We start from the raw sequence: 19,306 nt of genomic DNA, 5'->3' as shown, positions 1-19,306 counted from the left end.
ATCAACAATACAAACGGAGTTTGTATGACCCTTGAAATCATTTTCGTATTTGCCCTGGTTTTCGCAGTCTTTATTGCCTTTATCTGGGAAAAATACCCCCCAGAAGTCATAGCCCTGGCATCTTCAGCAATATTGATGGTGGTAGGAATTCTGGATACTGGGGAGTTTCTGTCGGTATTCAGTAGTAGCGCTCCGATGACAATTGCCATGATGTTTATCATCAGTGCCGCACTTGAGCGAACTGGCGTGTTGCAAATTATCAGTAACATCCTTAAAAGAAGCGCAAAAGGCTCTTATCTGCGCTCTTTATTCGTGATCATGTTCTTTAGCATGATCTCTTCAGCTTTCATGAATAACACACCAATCGTGATTATGCTGACCCCGGTGGTAATATCACTCGCCTCAAGCATTAATATGGCACCCTCTAAGTTACTGATACCTTTATCATTTGCCTCAATATTTGGCGGCACCCTGACTTTGGTAGGAACCTCAACCAATATTTTGATGAGTACCGTAGCCACAGAACATGGGCAACCCGAAATCGGGATGTTTGAAATGACATTGCCAGCTTTGTTTTTTGTGTTGGTAGGTTTTGTATACATGATGGTTGTTAGCCGATTTTTGTTGCCTGACCGGCACTCTTTGGCCAATCTCGTTAACAGCCAACCTGAGAGAAAATTTATTGCTGAAATACTGATACCTGCAGATTCAAGCCATATAGGTAAGCCGGTTAAAGATTTTTCACTACCGGTTGAAGGAGCAAATATTATTGATATGGTGCGCCGAAATGCATCTGTTAGAAGGAAAATGGAGGAGCTAAAACTGAAGGCCGGAGACCGGTTCATATTGAAAACGGATGCCAGCGAGCTTTTGAGTTTAAAAGAAGATGGTCAGGTTGAGTTTAGTGCTACTTTACCAAAAGGTGTGGAGCCGGTTACAGCCAGTGAGTCCCTTCTTATGGAAGCCAGTATTAACGAGAAATCGAATTTGTTGGGGCGAAGACTGGTAGATTTGGGGTTGGCGCGAAAATATGGTGTCTACGTGATTGCAATTCATCGTAACGATGAAAATATTAATGAGAATTTCGAAAAAATAAAATTAAAGTTCGGTGATACTTTATTGATTGAGGGGCCCGCAGATGGGATTAAGAGACTGCTCGAAGATGGCAATATAATTAATTTGACTGAGCCTCAAGACCGCCCAATTAGACGTAGCAAAGCTCCTATAGCATTTATTACTATCCTGGGGATTATGGTGCTTGCGGCAATGAAAGTATTACCGATAGCAGGATTAGCCATCATTGGCGCTACTATCGTTATGGTGACACGTTGCGTTGATCCTGATGAGGCCTTTGACGCCATAGACTGGCGGATATTGTTCCTGATTTTTGGAATGTTAGGGCTGAGTTTAGGGATGGAAAAGACCGGCGCGGCTGAACTTTTGGTCAGCTCGGTAATGAAAGTTACGGATAATATTGGCCCGGTTGGTTTGCTATTTATAATATATGCTCTGACTTCGATATTAACCGAAATGATCAGTAATAATGCCGTCGCAGTATTGATTGGTCCGCTGGTGATTGCATTGGCAGAGCAGTTGGGATTCGATCCTAGGCCTTTTATCATGGCTGTCATGTTTGCAGCCAGTGCCAGTTTTGCAACTCCGATAGGTTATCAGACTAACACTTTCGTGTATGGGGCCGGTGGTTATAAGTTTAAAGACTTCCTCAAGATTGGTATCCCCCTGAATATTATTTTTGCGCTTCTGGCGACCGCCGTTATACCGATGTTTTTTCCATTTTAGAACTTAGTTGCCGAGGTGATTACAGTTTCACCTTGGCAACTTTTATTACGCCATTGGCATCGTACTCACGATCAAACACACAGTAGTAATCGCTCATCAGCGGTAAACCCATGATCGACATATCAGGCCAGTTTTTTAATTGGTCCATGATCATGAAATAAGCTCGTCCATGTTCCAGTGCATTAATCTGCCAATAATTATCCGGAGTACAACTCATACGGATTTTCTCGCCATAAGGGCTCAGGAAATAGAAGTGGATTTCAGGCCACTTTGTTAGATCCAGATCAGTGGGAAAATAACCTTCACCCGCCTGATTGGCGTTCTGGAAGCGCTCTATATGACTTATAAAGCTGACGTCTAAATCTATCAGCTCATCCATTAGCTCCTGATAAAGATAACGTTGTAGAACTAGAAAGCTCGATCCACAGTCAATGATGCTATTGGAGCGGCCCTTGCTGCGATAATTGTCCTGAATGGGAGGTGCAGCAATTTCACGACCATTGCCCACCTGCATCGAAATCAACTTGGTGTTGTAATAACTGTCATGCACCACATCAATTGTCTCGAGGTTTCCATGATAGAGCTCGCGATGCACTTCCCCAGCTCCTAGAATCAGCAGTCCCTGATTCAGGGGATCGGCATGTAGATGTTCATCGGTATAAGTAGGATCGGCAACATGCACGATTGAGCGCTTAGTATAGAGCGCAAATTTGTTTTTACTGATCTTCTGCTCCTCAAGCTGGGTAAAAAAAGCTTTAGGATAAAGTCCAGGATACTGTTTCAGTTGTTTACGAAATTGACGGATGCCCTGCCTGCTTGATTCAACCTCAAATGGCCAAGGGTAAGTATGCGCTGGATCATGATTTCGCTCAGTAAAGTACTCGGTCAGGTCATGGGCCCGATTAAGTTCCCGATAGCCAAGGCCGAGAATACCATCAGCTCCATAAAAATTATCCTGTTGTTCGGTCTTAATTACCGCAATATGGGTGTCCTTGAGCAGCATACGTTTATTGTCGTGCTCAAGTGATAAGTGTGTTTCAACAATAGGCCCTGCCCAGCCACCGGCACCATAAGTTATAGCCTGTGCCAGAGGAGTCGGCTTTAGATAAAAATCATTAGCATGATTGTAGGCTTTGGTTTCAACTGCGATGGTGCTACTACCTGTATCCAACAGAAGATGGGCGACTTCCTGATTGCAGCCAATTTGAATCGGTGCGCAATAGCCACCTTTGGCTGGAACAATCGTAATTGGTAGTTTCATCGTATCCTTGGGCATTATTATTTTTCCTGTATCAGAAGAAAGCTATGGGTAAAAAAAGAGCCTCAATTGAGGCTCTAAGTTTAGGTGTATTTATTGCTGAAAAGCAACTAGTTAAAAGGTCCAGCGGAATCCTGCGATTAAGGAGCGCCCTGCACGGGGTGCTCTGTCTTTCAGGAAAGATGAATGGTCACGAATTTCTGCATCAGTCAGGTTTTGTCCGCGCAAAAACAAGAACAGTTCTGATTCATCAAAAAAGACGTTATATCCAAGATCAAGATTGACCAGGGTGTAGCCATCAGTCGGCAGCTCGTCTTCCGCCAGATGATCCTGGTCGAATACTTTCGTTGCTGACAGGTTACTGGTGAACATATCGTAATCAAGTCCGACTGAACCGCCTAAACGTTTGGCTGGTGTGCGTGGCAGGTAGGGACCGCTTTTAAGTTCGGCGCTGGTATAATCACCAAATAAACCAGCTTTCCAGACCGCCAGTCCGTCACCGGCAAAACGCCAGTCAATTTCTGCTTCGGCACCTTCAAATACCGCATCAGCCTGAGTGTAAACAAATACAGGCAGTTCTTCGTGAGCATGAACTTCGCCGGGAGCTGGTTCGTGTTCCTCATGAGCAAGATAGATAAAGTCATTGATACGGTTGTGGAAAATGGCAACCGAGGCACTGACTGAGTCAGAGTTATAGCGAATACCAATATCAATGTTGTTGGCAGTTTCTTTATCTAAGCCAGGATTACCCACTTCAATGCTTGCAGTGGCAAGGTGTGGTACATAAGTTTCCTCAGTATTTCCTGCATTAGAATAAAGTTCCTCGACTGCCGCCAAGCGCTGTGCGCGGGTGATATTGATAGGTAATGTCCAATTTTCATCAAGATGCCATAAGGAACCAATTGCCAAACTCAAAGCATTGTCATCGCGCTGACCAAACATATCGGTAGTGATGGTTTGTTTGTCGTATCGTGCGCCAAGTTCAGTATGCCAATGGCCAACCTCATATTCCTCCAACCAGAAAAGGCCAAGCTTTTCGGTATTCGACGGTGGAATATAGGCTTCATCGCCTATGGTCACGAAATCACTGTCTGAATACTGCAGACCAAAAGCACCTTGCCAGCCACCCCAGGAATCATGAACCAACTCTAATCGAGTCTCCTGTGCATCATTAAGGAAGGTAGTGCCGATTTCAGCACCTTCAATTTCCTGGTGCTTATAATCGGTGCTTGCAAATTGCACGCTCAAGCTGCGGAAGCCTTCAAAAGGATCATTCCAGCGGCCTTTCATATCCCAGCGTTGCTGACGAAGGTCCAGACGAACTGCTTCTTCGCCATGTTCTTCACCAGGTATTTCCTCTTCTTCATGATGTTCAGCGTGGCCCGGTAAGCCATAATTACGCTCATAATCGGAATATGAAATGCCCCAGTAACCCGCATCGGAAATATAGGAGAAGCCAACGCTGCCGCCTTTGCTGTCAGTATCACTATTTTCCAGGTAACCGGCAGCTTCTTCATCGTGACCTGCCTCACCTTCTGCTTCTTCAAGCGCATGCAGGTAACTTGACTCTGCATAGCCGGGAATTTGGTATTCGTCAGTTTCAGATTTGAATGCATCTATATTGAAGGCCAGGCCACCGTTAGCCGTTGAAAGTGTTCCTACAGTGCTACGTTCGCCAGTTGCTGAGTCGCCCAGGCGAACTTCAACACCGCCTTCGACACCGTCAGGTAGTTCGGTGGGGATACGATTATCCACAACATTTACCGCACCACCAACTGCGCCGCCGCCATACAGCAATGTCGCTGGACCTTTCAGGATCTCAACCCGTTTGGCCAACAAAGGCTCAGCTGCGATCCAGTGATCAGGACTGGCATTAGAGGCATCCTGAGTAGAACTGTTATTACTTAGTACCGTGACGCGATTACCTTGTTGACCACGAATGACAGGACGTCCAGCGCCTGCACCAAAACCTGATAGATTGACACCTGGCACTTCAGCCAGAGTTTCGCCAATGTTGGCGCCACGCTTCTGGGTTAATTCATCACCGCTTACTATAACTGCAGGGGCAGCCATCTCTAGAATGGTGTGTTCAAGTGGATTACCAGTGATCACTAGTGTTTGAGTGTCTGAGAAATCAACTGTAACGGTTAGGTTGTCGCCAGTATGTTGAACCGCCTTATTGATATGGCCCTGGTTTCCACCTTTGATATCCAGAACATAACGTCCAGTTTCTAAGCCTTTGAACTCAAAGCGTCCGTTCTCATCTGTGGTGACCGATTGATTTTCAGAAGAGATAAAGATCTCAACGTTTGCCAGTGGCTTTCCTTCATTATCTTGAAGAACGCCAGAAAGATTTGAGTTGTCAGCAGCCTGTGCTTGCTGAGTTAAAGCTGCAGATAGCAGTAATGCAATAGCAGAATATTTCATGCTTAAGATTCCTCATAGAATAGACCTGTGCCTATTCGGTTAATACACAAATAAAAGATTAAAAATAGAGAAATTAAGCTGAAACTGGGGGCGCGCGACCAAGATAACCCGTTCGTGGATAAGATTGAGTAACAGGTGTTGGCCAGGCTAGAGATTGCTCCGCAATCAGGGAGGGAGTTGGTACGAAAAGTTGTGGCGGGCTACTGTGGCAGTCTTTAAAAGTCTGATGCAGGCAGATCGCACAATCGTTCGTATCATGATCGGGAGCTTTAGCATGAGCAACACCTACCAGCGCCATGCCAAGCAGGGCGACAATCAGTAGTATGTGTTTAACAGATTTGCTCATGGTTTGTGACTCCTATTACAGAGGCCTAATATCCTAATGACCTTATAACTGATAGGCAATACAAGAATAACCGATTAATGTTACAAATAGTGAACAAAAACAGGTAGCATTGAGTGATAACGTCATACTTGCGCATGATAATTCCATATCAAGCTGAACAACCAGAAACAACGAGTACCCCCCTATGAGTGATAAGGTAACCGAACAAATTCCAGAGTCAATTTCAGAGCGTAGACTCGATAAGGTACCTCATTTCCCCAATCGACATGAGCCAGTTGGGTTTATGTTAAGGCTGGTTAAAGCATTGCATACTTACGGTGTGCCGAGTTATGAGCTTGAGCGTTTGCTAACAAATGTAGCAGAACAATTGGGCTATGGTCTGCAGTGTATTGCCGTGCCGACCAGTATCACTTTGACCTTTATGCTGGAAGAAGACAAGCCTCAGACTTATGTGATTCGTTCGAATGCCGGCGAAGTGGATGTGGACAAGTTGAGTCGAACCATGGAAGTCGCCTATGCCGTCATTAATGAAGAAATGAGTACGGTTGAGGGCGCAAATAAATTAAATGAAATTACCCGCTCTAAGCCTGTCCATAATCGCTACTGGACCATTCTTTGCTTTATGCTTGTTTCGGCATCAATCGCAAGGATATTCAATGGCGGTTTCCTGGAGGTAATTACAGGGGCAGTAATCGGACTGTCAGTGGGTTTGCTGGTCAATTTAGCTGGCTCCCGCTCTGAAACCGTGGCCAACCTGATGCCAGCCCTCTGTGCATTTATGGCTTCTATTATTTCGGTGGGTTTTAATAAGTGGCTGGGACTGGGTTCCACCTATATACCTATTGTGGCGGGTATTATTATTCTGGTGCCGGGCATGATGCTGACCATAGCCATGGCCGAACTGGCAACTCAGAATCTGGTATCGGGTACCGCACGACTGTTAGGTGCTGGCGTAATATTTATTCAGATGACTTTTGGGGTGGCAATTGGTAGCCAGCTGGGTAATTTCCTATTTCCAGCAGAACACATGACCAGTCTGGTATTGTTACCACCCTGGTCTATCTGGGTTGCCATTCTCGCAACATCTTTTTCATTTGTGGTTTTGTTTCAGGCCCGTTGGAGCCATTTCCCATGGATTATTGCAGCGGTCTGCATCGCCTATTTTGTTTCTCGATGGGGAGTAAAATTAATGGATCCAGCCAGCGGTGCTTTCGTGGGTGCCTTGTCGGTTGGGTTGTTTGCAAACCTGGCCTATCGCATTAAGCAGGTTCCGACGGCAACCATTATGATGCCTGGCTTCATTATTCTGGTTCCCGGCAGTATTGGCTTCAAAAGCCTGACAGCGTTGCTGGAGCACGATATTATTGGTGGATTGGATACTGCCTTTAATATGATTATTATAGGTATATCATTAGTCACTGGCTTATTGATTTCGTCGATTGCCACTTTGCCAAAACCAAAAACAAAAGCAAAGCTGGGTAAGCCATTAAGCTAATTAAGCGCATTGATGATAAAGTGGGGTAGGCATGATAAGACAATTGCAATGTTTAATGCTGGTGTTTCTGTTGTCTGGCTGCGAGCCGGCAGAAGCAGAATACCGGGTCAAGTTCGTGCAGGATGGAGACAGCATGATCGTCTGCTGCGAGAAAGGTAATAGTTTCACCATTCGACTTAAGGATATTGACGCACCGGAAAGAGATCAGCCGTTTGCGTCAGATTCGAGAGATTATTTGAAAGAAATGGTCATGGATAAGCCCATTAAACTGATTGGCGATAAGCGAGATAAGTATGGTCGCTTGTTGGTCGATATCATGGTTGATGGACAATCTATTAATGAAATTATGATTGCTGAGGGAATGGCATGGCGGTGGCGATACAGTAAAAGCAAAAAAATGAAACTGCTAGAGGAAACTGCCAGGGATGCAAAAAAAGGCATCTGGGCGCTGCCAGAGAGTCAGCGCATTGAGCCTTGGGAATGGCGTAAACAACGTGCGAGGTAACGGTTGTGTCTAGGGAAGAAGCAAGAGAAATGGTCAATAAGGTGGTGATTGTCGGTGGAACTCATGGCAATGAATACACAGGCGTTTACCTGTTAGAAAAGTACCACGAATATCCCCACCTATTAAAACCAAAGACATTCGAACTTGAATACCTGCTAGCCAATCCTGAAGCCTTTAAACATAACCGCCGTTATCTTGATCGCGATCTCAATCGTAGCTTCAAACAATCTGACCTGAAAGACCCCTTATTATCAGGTTATGAAAATGCCCGTGCTAAAGAAATCAATGACCAGCTCGGTCCAAAAGGCGATGCCCGCGTCGACATGATCATTGACCTGCACACATCAACTGCCCCCATGGGCGTCAACCTGGTATTAACCCAAACCGATACCTTCCATCTGATGTTAGTAGATTATGTTCAGCAACGAATGAACGATGTAACGGTGACGCTTGAAAAACAGCAAGATCATCATTTTTTGATGACTGTTGCTGATAGGCATGTATTAGTTGAAGTCGGCCCTGTGCCGCAAGGCCAATTAAAGCATGAGGTTTTTGAAAAAACCGAACAGGCGGTACAGTTAATTGCAGAGTTTATAGAACACTATAACCAGCATAGGTTACCGCAACCTTCAGAATCGATAGATATATACGAATACTTTGGAGTCATGTATCTGCCCACCGACCCTCTAGGAAACATCTGTGGCATGGTACATAAGAATATACAGGATCGAGACTTCCAGCTACTAAAATCAGGAGAGCCCATCTTCCATCTCTTTAACGGAGAAGATGAGTTTTTTGAGGGCGAAGACTGCACCATAAGCTTCATCAACGAAGCTGCTTATTACGATGAAAAAAAAGCCTTCTCAATGTCGAAGAAACAAACCTACCATATTGGCTGATTAAATTAACTTTGCTCAGCCACTTCCTCAGGTTTATTCATGTCATTCAAAATTTGTCTGCCTCGACTTAGTGCCTTGGCTGCAGCACGATAACTGCGACTGGCATTAAGTTCATCAGCGCGCTTGAAATAGGCATTGGCCAGTGTGTTCTGTAGCTCCTTCGATAAGGCAAAATCGCTTGGTAAAGTTGTTACCAAGGCAAAGACTTCTTCGTCAACTTGTTCCAGTTCACGGGTATTGGAAGCTGCCTCGATTTTAGCTATAAGTTTATTAATCGGTTGTTGATAGAAAATAGTGGCCGCTTTGGTTGGAAATGGCTTACCCGGCTGCTCAGCAACCTGCTTGTTGTACTGATCAATCTGCTTGGCTGCTAATAGAAATGCTTCGCTTTGCTGTTTTAGTTGTTGATACTCCTGGTTATCCACAAAAATCACATCACCTACTTGCTGGTAGCGGTTAAGCTCAGCCACATTGTGTTCGGCTAATGCCTGCTGAATGCCTGTCAAAAAGAGTGATTGTGACTGTTCCGATATATTAGGAGTGTGTTCAGGAGCGATAGCGAGCAGGGTCTGTTGCAATGAATAGACGTCATCGCCGGTGTCTCGCTTTTTGTAGTCCTGCTGCTCCAGTAGCTGGTTAAACTTCTGTTCTAGTGTTGAAACCAACTGGTTTTGTGCATCCAATACTTGCTGCTTGAAACTGGTTAGTTGCTGGGAATCTTTAAGGAACTTCTCGGCTTCGCTAATGGATTGCAAAGCGTTTGGATAATCAGCATAACCAGTATCGGTGGGACGAAGATATTGCTCTGACTTGGCTGAAAAGTGCTGAACGATATCATCATTTAAAATGTTAAGTAGTGAAGTCCTGTGAACATCTGGCAATTGGTTAATGCTCTCAAGTGTTGCATCAATATCGGTTTCAGCCAATGCCAGCAACTGTTGGTATTGGGCATCCTGTTGTTGATAATGAGCAAGCTGTGCCTGTGTCTCAGAAATGGTCTGACTGGAGTTTTGCCACAGAGTGATCGCCACCACAGAAACGAGGAAGGCTGACGCGGCAAGCGCTACCGGCTTGAACAGTGTACGCGTCAAGTCATTATAGAACTGCTGCACAGACTCGGTGCGTTGATGGTGCTCCAGTTGTAAGCCTTTTTCCAGCCCCTTCCAGTTAAGCAAAGCCAGCTTTGGTACTTTGTTAGGTTTGATTTTTTCAGCAAAGGCTTTGTTCGCTGGCTTGCGAGCATATGGGTGCTTGCTGGTGAACATTTCGTAGGTGATACAGGCCAGACCGTAAATATCATCTTTAACATCATGGGTTTGCTGGTTAAGCATGTTGAGGCTGGCATAGGCCGGAGTGTAGCCGCCAACTTCATATTCTGGCTCATCGGAATGCAGTTGAACGGCGTACTCATCGACTTTCTGTTTGAGGCCGCGAGAGACCCCAAAGTCGAAGATTTTGACCCGTTGCTGCTGGGTGATGAAAATATTGCTGGGTTTCAGATCGCTATGCAAGATGCCCTGCTGATGAGCAAACTCTAGCGCCGAAGTGATTTGCTTGAGAATATTAAGAACGCCATTCTTAGGAAGCCCATTGGGTTTACTGCGTTTAATGATTTGATCGAGCGTTTCGCCCTGCAGATACTCCATGACGATGTAACAGAGGGAGTCTTCCAGCACAAAATCATGAATCTGAACAATATTCGGGTGAGCCAGCAGGCGTGTTTTCTTGGCCTCTCGTTGCATAATAGTGACTGCATCCGGATGGGCAGAAAATTCGGAACTTAAGATTTTTACCGCAACATAAGGTTCACTATCACCAGCTTTTTCGGCAAAGGCATCAATGGCTTTATAGACATAGCTCATGCCGCCGGTACCGATAAGCTCAATCAGTCGGTACCGATCACTGAGCAAATCGCCCAGTTTGGGTTGGTCGACAACGGAATTGTTGGTCGTATTGGCACTAAAGTCCTGTACTACCGTTTTATCATTATCCTCAGCTAGCGGCTCGCTGGTTGGCCCTTCAGTTGGGCTGGTGTCTGGTGAATGGCTGTCAGCCTGGTTCTGATTTTTGTGCTGGTCGTCCTGCGAGTGTTCCATACGTTATAACTCTGATCCAATCAATTTCGAGCGCGCCAATCTACATGATTCGAGAGAATTTTTCAATTCTTTAATATATCTGAGAAGTATTTATCAAATATTCCAAAAGTAGTTTAATTTATCGACAAAATCCACTATCATCGGCGCCTGATTTTTTATTCCTGCCCTGTAAGGTTAGTAAAACACTCTCTTGTGGGCAGAATAAGTTGATATAACTTATTGTTATATATGGGATATTAATTTGGCTTAAGTTAAGGCATTGATACCGTGCGCTGCTATAAGTATGCGCACTCAGGGTGCACCAGGAAGTCACAAGGGATAAGAACAAAGGTCATAGAGGATGAAGCAATTAACACTACGTATTACCAGTTTTCACCGATTAGCACCTGATCAGGTTGCGACAAAAACCTTCGACCGTATTGGTGGTGTCATTGGCCGCTCGGCAGATGCTGACTGGCTATTGCCCGATCCGGAGAAGATCGTATCGAGTACTCATGCCGTAATCAGTTTTGAAGCGGGCAGCTATTCGATCACTGACTATTCCACTAATGGGCTGTTTATCAACCGAGGGGTTGAGCCACTTGGCAAGGGGCAGACCCGAATGTTGCAAGATGGAGATTACTTGCAGATTGGTGAATATGAAATCGAAGTCGCTTTAGAGGATCACCAAGTAACCAGCCACGACTCAACACTTGCCCTCGATCAGCAGCCAGTGGCTGCAGCTGTTAACAGTTCAAGTCCCCTTGAGCCGGAACCAGTACACACTGAGCAAGCAGGTTTGGAGCATCAGCAGATGGCAAACCCGCTTAATGAAAGTTATAGCGCCCCAAACCTGAGTCAAGCTCAACCGGAAGCCGTTACTTCTCAAGCCAGAGTAGCTGCAGCCCCAGCCACTGCTCAGCAGATTCCAGACGACTGGGATGCCAGTGTGGAGACTTCTCAAAGCAAGATGCATGAGGAACAAAGCCAGCCACAGCCAATAGTGCAGCAAGCGCAGGTGAGTCAGCAGACAATCACACAGGTGGCAGCCAATGCTGATAACACACAGGCTGTACCATCGCAGATACAGGCTGAACCTCAGCCTCAAATCCAGGCGCGACCTCAATTACAGGAAGGATTAGCGAATAGCCAACCGACTAATGGTGCCGCTGGTGCAGATGTTTGTATGAATGAATTGCTTAAAGGACTTGGCTTAAGCGCCGAAGAAATCCAGCTTGGCAATCAACCAGAATTTTATCATCGGTTAGGTGCTGCATTGCGACTGTCGCTACAAGGTATGCTCGATATTTTGCGTGCAAGAGCCAGTATGAAAAGTGAATTCAGAGTAATGCAAACAACCATTCGTACTCAGGAAAACAACCCTTTGAAATTTTCAATCAATGTGGATGAGGCGATCAGAAACTTGTTTGCACGAAAGATTCCGGGATTTTTAAGTTGGGATCAAGCAATTCAGGAGTGCTTTAAAGATATGAGCAGTCATGAGCTGGCGTTGATGGCAGGAACAGAAGGTGCGGTGAATGCCGTGTTATCTCAGCTTAACCCAGATCACTTTGTAGCTGATGAACAGCAGGGCAATAGTATCGAAAAGTGGATTCCGGTAGCTAAAAAAGCAAAGAGCTGGGACAAGTACAAAGAGCAGTACAGGAAAGTAAATGAGGAGCTGGGTCAGGGTTCTGATAAACGCTTTTCTGAAGAATTTGCCGAGGCTTATGAAGCTCAATTAACCGCATTGGGTGTGCGATAGGGGAAAAAATGAAACAGTTAATGATGATTAAGAGAGTGTTGGTGGCAGCTTTATTACTCGCTACTGTTAGCAGTTGCGCTTTACTGAAAGGCAATAAAGGCGAGGAAGTAGAGTTAAGCATCAGTGTTGCTGAAGAGGTCAATCAGGATGAACTTGGACGTTCTTCACCGATAGTTATTCGTCTGTATGAGCTAAAAAAAGAAGTGGCTGTAGAAGGTATGGATTTTTTCAGTATTTATGACCAAACGGAGCCCGATTTCAAGACAGCCGTATCGAGCATGAAAGAATTTCAGGTCAATCCGGGACAAAAGCTGGAACAATTGCTGGTTACTGACGTGTCTACTAAATACTTGATGCTAGTGGCAGCGTTTAAAGATATTGATAACAGTCAGTGGAAGGTAGTGCATGAGATTGAGCAGTCAGATGAATTAGCACTGGTTATTGAAGGTAAATCAATCGTCAAACAATAGGGATGTTGAATGAGCAACAAAGTTGTCTGGTCGCAAGGTTTATTCCTGACGCCAGAACATTTTCAGCAACAGGATAGATATAACGATTATCAGGTTAAACGGCTGACTCAGGCGCTGATGACACATGGTTTTGGCTTTAGCCAGCTAAAGTTAAATCAAGAGTGTCTGTTGCAAGGAAAGATTGGGGTAAAAGCAGCCAGCGGTATTTTGCAGGATGGCACCTATTTTAGTATGCCAGAAACGCACAAAACTCCCGCCATGCTAGACCTTTCGGAAGTGGACGAAGTTAATGACAAGCGGATCATGTTGGCAATTGCAGAGAGCACTGATCACTCGAAGCAGATCGCGCAGGAATTTTCTACCGAATCAAGCAAACGGTATCGCAAGGAACTTAAACAGGTAAGCAGCATTAACGAAGGTGAGGATAGTGATACTACTTTAGAAATTGCAGAAGAAAATTTTTGCTTAATTGTTGAGGGGAAAAGTCAACAAGGCTATGAGTGTTTGCCCATTGCGCGAATCAAGGAGCGAAAACAGGATGGCAGCATTGAACTAGATGAAAACTTTGTTCCCGTTGTTTTAAATATTCAGGCGAGTGAGGTATTGCACAGTAGACAGATAAGCCTGATCAGTTTGCTAGAGCATCGAAGAGAAAAGTTGGCGGCAAAGGTTATGGGTGTTGATAACAGCACGACCAGTAGCATCCATAACTACTTGATACTGCAACTACTAAATAAAAGTTTGGCGCGGCTGCATCAATTATTGGAGCAGGAGCAGGTGATGCCACATGAAGTTTATATAGAACTAGTCAATCTGGAAGCAGAGTTGGCAACTTTTTATGGTCAGGGTCGAAAGCCAGCCAGGCAATTGCCTTATGCACACAAAAATATCGATCAATGCTTTAGTCAGGTAGAGACAACGATTAAACAATATTTAAGTCATGTGCTGGATGAAAGCGCCCATGAAATTAGCCTTGAGGAAAAAGGTTATGGCATTAAAGTTGCGCATATTGATCAGGTTGAACTCTTTAAGCAAGCCAGTTTTGTGTTAGCGGCAAGAGCTGAAATGACGACGCGTGAATTAAAAGAACAGTTACCAAGACAAATAAAAATAGGCAGCCTGGGCAATATCAGACAGCTGGTAAACGCACAATTGCCTGGTATCAATTTATATGAATTGTCAGTGGCACCACGCGAAGTGCCGGTAAAAAAAGAATACAGCTATTTTACTATTGATCAGCGCTCGCCACTGTGGGCAGAAAATACCAATTCTAGAAGTATTGCTTTTCACGTTTCGGGAGATTTTCCGGGATTGGATGTGGAGCTGTGGGCAATTAAAAATGAAGCATAACTAGAGAAACCAAGGGATTAGCAGAAGATAATATGAAAAATATGGATAGAACAATTCTGGTGCCAAGACCGGGAGGGATACAGCGACCAGTCGACAGTAATGAGCAGACATTGGAGCCGGATTTAAACCGAGGACACAAAATTCCGTTAGCTGCTTTCAAGATTGGGGTAAATCCAATAATCGATGCTGCAACAACCTTACTCAGTCTTGCCATAGAGTTAAAGCAGGCAACCCAGATCAGTAACATCAATATGCTGCATAAACAGTGTATGACACACATAAAAGAGTTTGAGCAGCAGCTACGCCAAGATGAAACTGATGCAGACACCATTGCTGAAGCACGTTATGCAATCTGTTCCTTGCTAGATGAAATTGTCTTGAATGCACCTTGGGGGGCAAACAGTATCTGGAGTACGAAAAGTTTGCTCAGTGTGTTCTATAAACAAACCTGGGGTGGAGAACAATTTTTTAAGATTATCGATGAAAGAGTCAAGAATCCGCTAAACAATCAATATCTACTAGAACTGCTATTCTTGTGTTTACAACTGGGGTTTAAGGGCAAGTATCGGGTACAGGAGAATGGATTTGAAAGGTTGGAAGTGGAAAAAGAAAGGTTATTTGCTGTCCTGAAAAAAATACAGCCGGAATATAGCAAGGAGCTATCCCCTCATTGGCGCTCAAATATTACGGATCTGATAGAGAATCAGCGAAGAATTCCATTGTGGGCAGTTGCTGTTTTGAGTGTGGCAATCTTACTGGGGGTCTATATAAATTACAGCTACCAGCTGAGTCGGCAGGCTGAACCTGTATATAACAGTATTGCTGGACTGGTTCCTGACGCCCCCGTCAATCAGGAGGCCAGCAAAGTTGTTATCAATTATGCAGAGCGATTAAGGCAGTTATTAAGCACGGAAATAGAGCGCGGACTATTACAGGTCGTAGAAGGTTTGGATCATGTGGCAATCATTTTGACGAGCAATCAGATGTATTCCTCAGCGAGCGCTCAGCTGAATGAAAACAGTATCGCCATCATAGAAAAAATTGGGCAGATTGCCACCGGCACTCCTGGCCATATTCAAGTCGTCGGACACAGCGATGATCAAAAAATATTTACCGCCAAATATCATTCTAACTGGGAGCTATCGCTGGCAAGGGCAAATTCGGTGGTTAGAATTTTAAGTCGAAACCAGAATTTAGCTGGCCGAGTAACCGCAGAAGGTCGAGGTGCAGCTGAACCAAGAGTCCCTAATGATAGTGAGCAGAATAGAGCATTAAATCGACGGGTCGAAATTTTGTTATGGGTAAAAAATACATTGGATGAACAGGCAACAGTGGAAGTAAGCGAGCGTTAATATGGCTGGAATAATAAAAAAAATCGGTAAGGTAATCACTCATAAAATAACATTAATAAGTCTTGTTATCGTAGCGGTGATTGCCGTGGTCTGGTTTGGTGGTCCATTAATTAGCATTGGTGGCTATGAGATATTGAGTAGCGTTGCAGCAAGACTCAGTCTGTTGCTAATAATTGCCTGCGTCTGGCTGGCAGTCAAAATGTGGAAGTTGCAGCAGGCAAACCGAAAAAACAAAAAACTAATGCAGCATATTTCAAAAGAGGATCAGGACCAGCTGGATATAGAGCAGTCTTCCGATGATGAAATTGCGGTATTAGAGAAAAGAATGTCAGATGCATTGCAGTATCTGAGAAAAAGTGATGTTAAAAGCAAGAACCTTTACCAATTACCTTGGTACTTATTAATTGGCCCCCCTGGAGCTGGTAAAACAACCAGTATCATCAATTCTGGATTAAACCTACCACTGGCAGACGAGTTTGGTGCGAGTCCGATAAAGGGGGTTGGCGGTACCCGCAACTGTGACTGGTGGTTCACCGATGATGCGATATTGCTAGATACAGCTGGACGTTATACGACACAGGACAGTTATCAGGAAGTTGACTCCAGAGCTTGGCACGGTTTCTTGAATCTGTTGAAAAAAACTCGACCTATGAGACCTGTTAATGGGGCCATAGTTACCATCAGTATTGCTGAGTTACTGCAGCAATCTCATTCAGAGCTAAACGAGCTGGCAGGAACTATTCGAAAAAGAATTCAGGAACTGAAGATGCAGCTGGGCATTAATATCCCGGTATATCTGGTATTAAGTAAAGGTGATCTGCTGGCTGGATTTAATGAGTTGTTTGAAGATATTTCTCGCGAGGAACGCGAAGAAGTATTCGGATTAACGTTTGAGGTTGGAGAAGACTTCTCACATCATAAAGCTGTCGATAAATTTAATAGGTACTTTGTAGAGCTGATACAGAATATAGAGCGGAAGCTACTAAAAAAACTGCAGCATGAGAAGAGTGAACAAAGACGAGCACTGATCTACAGTTTCCCACGTCAGCTCCGCCTGGCCCAAAAAAATATTGATGACTTCATCAAAATAGCCTTTAGTCAAAATCGTTATGAAGAGCCAATACTTTTAAGAGGCGTTTATCTAACCAGTGCGACACAGGAAGGTACACCAATCAATCGTATTGGGCGTGATATTTCAAACACCTTTGGCTTTAAACAGGAAAGAGTTAGAAGTGATAGTGGTGATGGTAAAGGTTATTTTATCAAGCGATTACTAACAGACGTCATTTTCAAAGAAGATAAACTGGTAGGAGTCAATATTGCCTATCAGAAACGTCAGCGCCTGATTCATCGAATTGGCTATGGCCTGGCGGGATTTTGCCTGATCACCTTCAGCTATCTATGGTCACATAGTTATGCCAATAACAAGCAATTAATTACTAGCACTTCATCCTTGGTAACAGAATATAACCAGGCGAGCGGTGGTGGTATTACTGACAAATCTAATCTGTTGGAATTGAATGGTGGTTTGAATGTGTTAAAAAAGTTCAGTAACCAGATTATCGATAATAAAAACACACTGAGTGAAGGCTTTGGCTTATATCAGGGCGACAAATTTAGTGGTGTTACCCAGCAGGTTTATAACAAAGGGTTGGCCAATTATTTTGGACCTTATCTCAAAGGCAGCTTGGAGAAGGAGATGCTTCAGGCCAAGCAACATAATGACTATCTATATGAGCTACTCCGTATTTACCTGATGTTCTATCTGCCTCAGCATAAGGAAGATAAGGATATCGCCTCTTTGTTTGAACATTTGTGGCGTCGAGATTATCCGGGTGAGATCAATGAAGAGTTACGCAGTGATCTAAAAGGCCATTTAAGCTATTTCCTGACCGAGCATATGAGCTTGCCAGAACAGGATCGCAAGTTAGTGAGTTTTGCCCAGGAAAAATTAAGCCAGGTATCGTTAGTTGAGCGTGTATACAACAGTATTCTCGATAACTATCTCAATGCCATGCCGGAGTTTAAACCTAGCGATTATCTCTCACAGCAGGTCGAAAACTACTTCTATCGTAAGAGTGGCAAGTCATTACGTGAAGGTGTACCGGGTCTGTATACGCAGGCTGGTTATCATGCCATCTTCAAGCGTGAGAGCAAAAAAATCAGTGAGATTTTATCAAAAGACTCCTGGGTATTGCCGACGGATGATGCCGGAACTCTAGATAAACTGTCGTTACTTGATATTCAGGAACAGGTGCGTGAAAAGTATTTCCAGGACTATATTTTTTACTGGAAAGAATTGATTAATGACTTGGCGGTAAGAGAGTTTTCAACACCCGAAGAAGGTGCCCTGATGTTACAGGAACTGACCGGCGTTAAGGCTCCGATAGAGCGACTGTACTCGGCAATACGAAATAACGTTATGTTGGCGCGTCCTAAAGATGAAGGCATTAACATGGATGCGGCAAAGGATATTGCTGAAACAGCAGCTCCATCACGGGTCACCAATAATGCCAATCGATTTGATCGGTTGATCCCAGATAGTGCTGATATCGATACAGTGCCAGAACAGGTTGTGAACGATGCGTTTTACGACATCATTCAGTATGTAGGAGAGCCAGACGGTAATAGTCCATTAAAACAAAGCATCGGCGCTCTGAAAAATATGCAGGTGTTTCTCGAATCAATCAGTAATGCCAATAATGCTGAAGAAAAAACCTATCAAGTAACCAGTAGCCCACAGGCTGCCAGTATTATCAGCGAGCTGGAAAAAGAAGCCAGCGTGACACCTCAGCCAATGAGCGAATGGTTGGGCAAGGTTGAGAACAGCGGTAAAACACTGACAAATACAGGGACCTATTCTTACCTTAATAACTTATGGAAAACAGAAGTGCTCTCAGAATGTCGACGCGCGATTGAAGGGAGATACCCAGTCAACAAGCGCAGTAGAAAAGACATAACCCTGGATGATTTCAGAAGCTTCTTTTCTTACGGCGGAACCATTGATCGTTTCTTTAACCAGCACTTAAGTGTATTTGTTGACACTTCGCGAGGGCGTTGGCGTTTGCACAAGGATATTGGCATCAGTAACTACACATTAAGACAATTAGAAAAAGCAAAGGCTATTAGAGAAAGCTTTTTTGTCAGAAATGGAACTGATATAGCGGTTAACTTTACCTTAAAACCATCCAGCCTGAGTGTTAACGCGGGTCAGGTCCTGGTTGATATCGAAGGTCAGGTGTTGTCCTACCGCCACGGTCCCTTACGCGCCTACCCGACTCGTTGGCCAGGGCCGAAACCGCAAATTGCAACCTCTATCTCTTTTACACCAACTGATGGCGGGCAAACAGAAACAGTCAGGACTAGCGGCTTCTGGAGCCTGTTCCGACTACTGGATAAAGCAAAGCTGAAAAAGACACTGGCCTACGATAAGTTTTTGGTGGAGTTCAAGCATGACGAATTTGATGCAAGCTTTGAACTACAGGCGCATAGCGTCAATAACCCATTTTTTGGCTCAGATTTGGAGGGGTTTAACTGCCCGACAGATTTATGATGGATAGGAAT

Annotated in this window: 13 protein-coding genes; 9 read left to right on the top strand and 4 right to left on the bottom strand. The window is 44.4% G+C overall.

The window, feature by feature from the left end:
- Positions 1-24: 24 nt before the first annotated feature.
- Positions 25-1,800 carry an SLC13 family permease gene (locus CW740_RS11805; protein WP_106647687.1) on the top strand — a complete coding sequence of 592 codons (1,776 nt, stop codon included), beginning with the start codon at positions 25-27 and terminating at the stop codon, positions 1,798-1,800.
- Between the two features lie 19 nt (positions 1,801-1,819).
- Here the strand turns inward: CW740_RS11805 and CW740_RS11800 are convergent, their stop codons facing one another.
- The 3 genes from CW740_RS11800 to CW740_RS11790 form a co-directional block, all read right to left on the bottom strand.
- Entirely contained in the window at positions 1,820-3,076 is a 1,257-nt protein-coding gene (locus CW740_RS11800; RefSeq protein ID WP_106647686.1) for a pepsin-like aspartic protease, read from the bottom strand.
- A gap of 96 nt (positions 3,077-3,172) precedes the next feature.
- Positions 3,173-5,485, bottom strand: coding sequence for a TonB-dependent receptor (locus tag CW740_RS11795; protein WP_106647685.1), 2,313 nt, complete (start codon positions 5,483-5,485; stop codon positions 3,173-3,175).
- A gap of 73 nt (positions 5,486-5,558) precedes the next feature.
- Positions 5,559-5,831: a hypothetical protein gene (locus tag CW740_RS11790; RefSeq protein ID WP_106647684.1), complete on the bottom strand. Its 273-nt coding sequence runs from the start codon at positions 5,829-5,831 to the stop codon at positions 5,559-5,561.
- 184 nt (positions 5,832-6,015) lie between these two features.
- On the opposite strand from CW740_RS11790, the gene CW740_RS11785 reads away from it, so the two are divergent.
- The 3 genes from CW740_RS11785 to CW740_RS11775 are packed head-to-tail and all read left to right on the top strand — an operon-like array spanning position 6,016 to position 8,730.
- A complete protein-coding gene (locus CW740_RS11785; RefSeq protein ID WP_106647683.1) occupies positions 6,016-7,326 on the top strand; it encodes a threonine/serine exporter family protein in 1,311 nt (436 codons plus the stop codon).
- Positions 7,327-7,357: 31 nt separating this feature from the next.
- The gene (locus tag CW740_RS11780; RefSeq protein WP_106647682.1) at positions 7,358-7,831 is read left to right on the top strand and encodes a thermonuclease family protein; all 474 of its coding nucleotides are present in this window, start codon (positions 7,358-7,360) and stop codon (positions 7,829-7,831) included.
- Between the two features lie 5 nt (positions 7,832-7,836).
- Positions 7,837-8,730, top strand: a complete 894-nt coding sequence (locus CW740_RS11775; RefSeq protein ID WP_227523864.1) for an aspartoacylase — start codon at positions 7,837-7,839, stop codon at positions 8,728-8,730.
- Between the two features lie 5 nt (positions 8,731-8,735).
- Here the strand turns inward: CW740_RS11775 and CW740_RS11770 are convergent, their stop codons facing one another.
- Positions 8,736-10,826: a serine/threonine-protein kinase gene (locus tag CW740_RS11770; RefSeq protein ID WP_106647680.1), complete on the bottom strand. Its 2,091-nt coding sequence runs from the start codon at positions 10,824-10,826 to the stop codon at positions 8,736-8,738.
- 340 nt (positions 10,827-11,166) lie between these two features.
- Between CW740_RS11770 and tagH the strand changes: the two genes are divergently transcribed.
- The 5 genes from tagH to tssM are packed head-to-tail and all read left to right on the top strand — an operon-like array spanning position 11,167 to position 19,295.
- Positions 11,167-12,570 (top strand): type VI secretion system-associated FHA domain protein TagH, encoded by a 1,404-nt coding sequence (tagH, locus tag CW740_RS11765; RefSeq protein WP_106647679.1) that lies wholly within the window; start codon positions 11,167-11,169, stop codon positions 12,568-12,570.
- A gap of 8 nt (positions 12,571-12,578) precedes the next feature.
- Positions 12,579-13,040 carry a type VI secretion system lipoprotein TssJ gene (gene tssJ, locus CW740_RS11760; RefSeq protein WP_106647678.1) on the top strand — a complete coding sequence of 154 codons (462 nt, stop codon included), beginning with the start codon at positions 12,579-12,581 and terminating at the stop codon, positions 13,038-13,040.
- A gap of 9 nt (positions 13,041-13,049) precedes the next feature.
- Positions 13,050-14,390: a type VI secretion system baseplate subunit TssK gene (gene tssK, locus CW740_RS11755; RefSeq protein ID WP_106647677.1), complete on the top strand. Its 1,341-nt coding sequence runs from the start codon at positions 13,050-13,052 to the stop codon at positions 14,388-14,390.
- A 32-nt stretch (positions 14,391-14,422) separates the two neighbouring features.
- A complete protein-coding gene (gene icmH, locus CW740_RS11750; protein WP_106647676.1) occupies positions 14,423-15,742 on the top strand; it encodes a type IVB secretion system protein IcmH/DotU in 1,320 nt (439 codons plus the stop codon).
- A gap of 1 nt (position 15,743) precedes the next feature.
- Positions 15,744-19,295, top strand: a complete 3,552-nt coding sequence (tssM, locus tag CW740_RS11745) for a type VI secretion system membrane subunit TssM (RefSeq protein ID WP_106647675.1) — start codon at positions 15,744-15,746, stop codon at positions 19,293-19,295.
- Positions 19,296-19,306: the final 11 nt, after the last annotated feature.

The organism is Kangiella profundi (genome assembly GCF_002838765.1).
Taxonomy (GTDB): domain Bacteria; phylum Pseudomonadota; class Gammaproteobacteria; order Enterobacterales; family Kangiellaceae; genus Kangiella; species Kangiella profundi.
The sequence above is the reverse complement of the archived record's forward strand: the minus strand, read 5'-3'. Positions and strand labels throughout refer to the sequence as shown.

Bases quoted from the DNA above. Each gene is read 5' to 3' on its own strand.
- tagH (WP_106647679.1), top strand. From the start codon at position 11,167: ATGAAGCAATTAACACTACGTATTACCAGTTTTCACCGATTAGCACCT.
- CW740_RS11790 (WP_106647684.1), bottom strand. From the start codon at position 5,831: ATGAGCAAATCTGTTAAACACATACTACTGATTGTCGCCCTGCTTGGC.
- tssK (WP_106647677.1), top strand. From the start codon at position 13,050: ATGAGCAACAAAGTTGTCTGGTCGCAAGGTTTATTCCTGACGCCAGAA.
- icmH (WP_106647676.1), top strand. From the start codon at position 14,423: ATGAAAAATATGGATAGAACAATTCTGGTGCCAAGACCGGGAGGGATA.
- CW740_RS11780 (WP_106647682.1), top strand. From the start codon at position 7,358: ATGATAAGACAATTGCAATGTTTAATGCTGGTGTTTCTGTTGTCTGGC.
- CW740_RS11800 (WP_106647686.1), bottom strand. From the start codon at position 3,076: ATGCCCAAGGATACGATGAAACTACCAATTACGATTGTTCCAGCCAAA.
- tssJ (WP_106647678.1), top strand. From the start codon at position 12,579: ATGAAACAGTTAATGATGATTAAGAGAGTGTTGGTGGCAGCTTTATTA.
- tssM (WP_106647675.1), top strand. From the start codon at position 15,744: ATGGCTGGAATAATAAAAAAAATCGGTAAGGTAATCACTCATAAAATA.
- CW740_RS11795 (WP_106647685.1), bottom strand. From the start codon at position 5,485: ATGAAATATTCTGCTATTGCATTACTGCTATCTGCAGCTTTAACTCAG.
- CW740_RS11785 (WP_106647683.1), top strand. From the start codon at position 6,016: ATGAGTGATAAGGTAACCGAACAAATTCCAGAGTCAATTTCAGAGCGT.
- CW740_RS11805 (WP_106647687.1), top strand. From the start codon at position 25: ATGACCCTTGAAATCATTTTCGTATTTGCCCTGGTTTTCGCAGTCTTT.
- CW740_RS11770 (WP_106647680.1), bottom strand. From the start codon at position 10,826: ATGGAACACTCGCAGGACGACCAGCACAAAAATCAGAACCAGGCTGAC.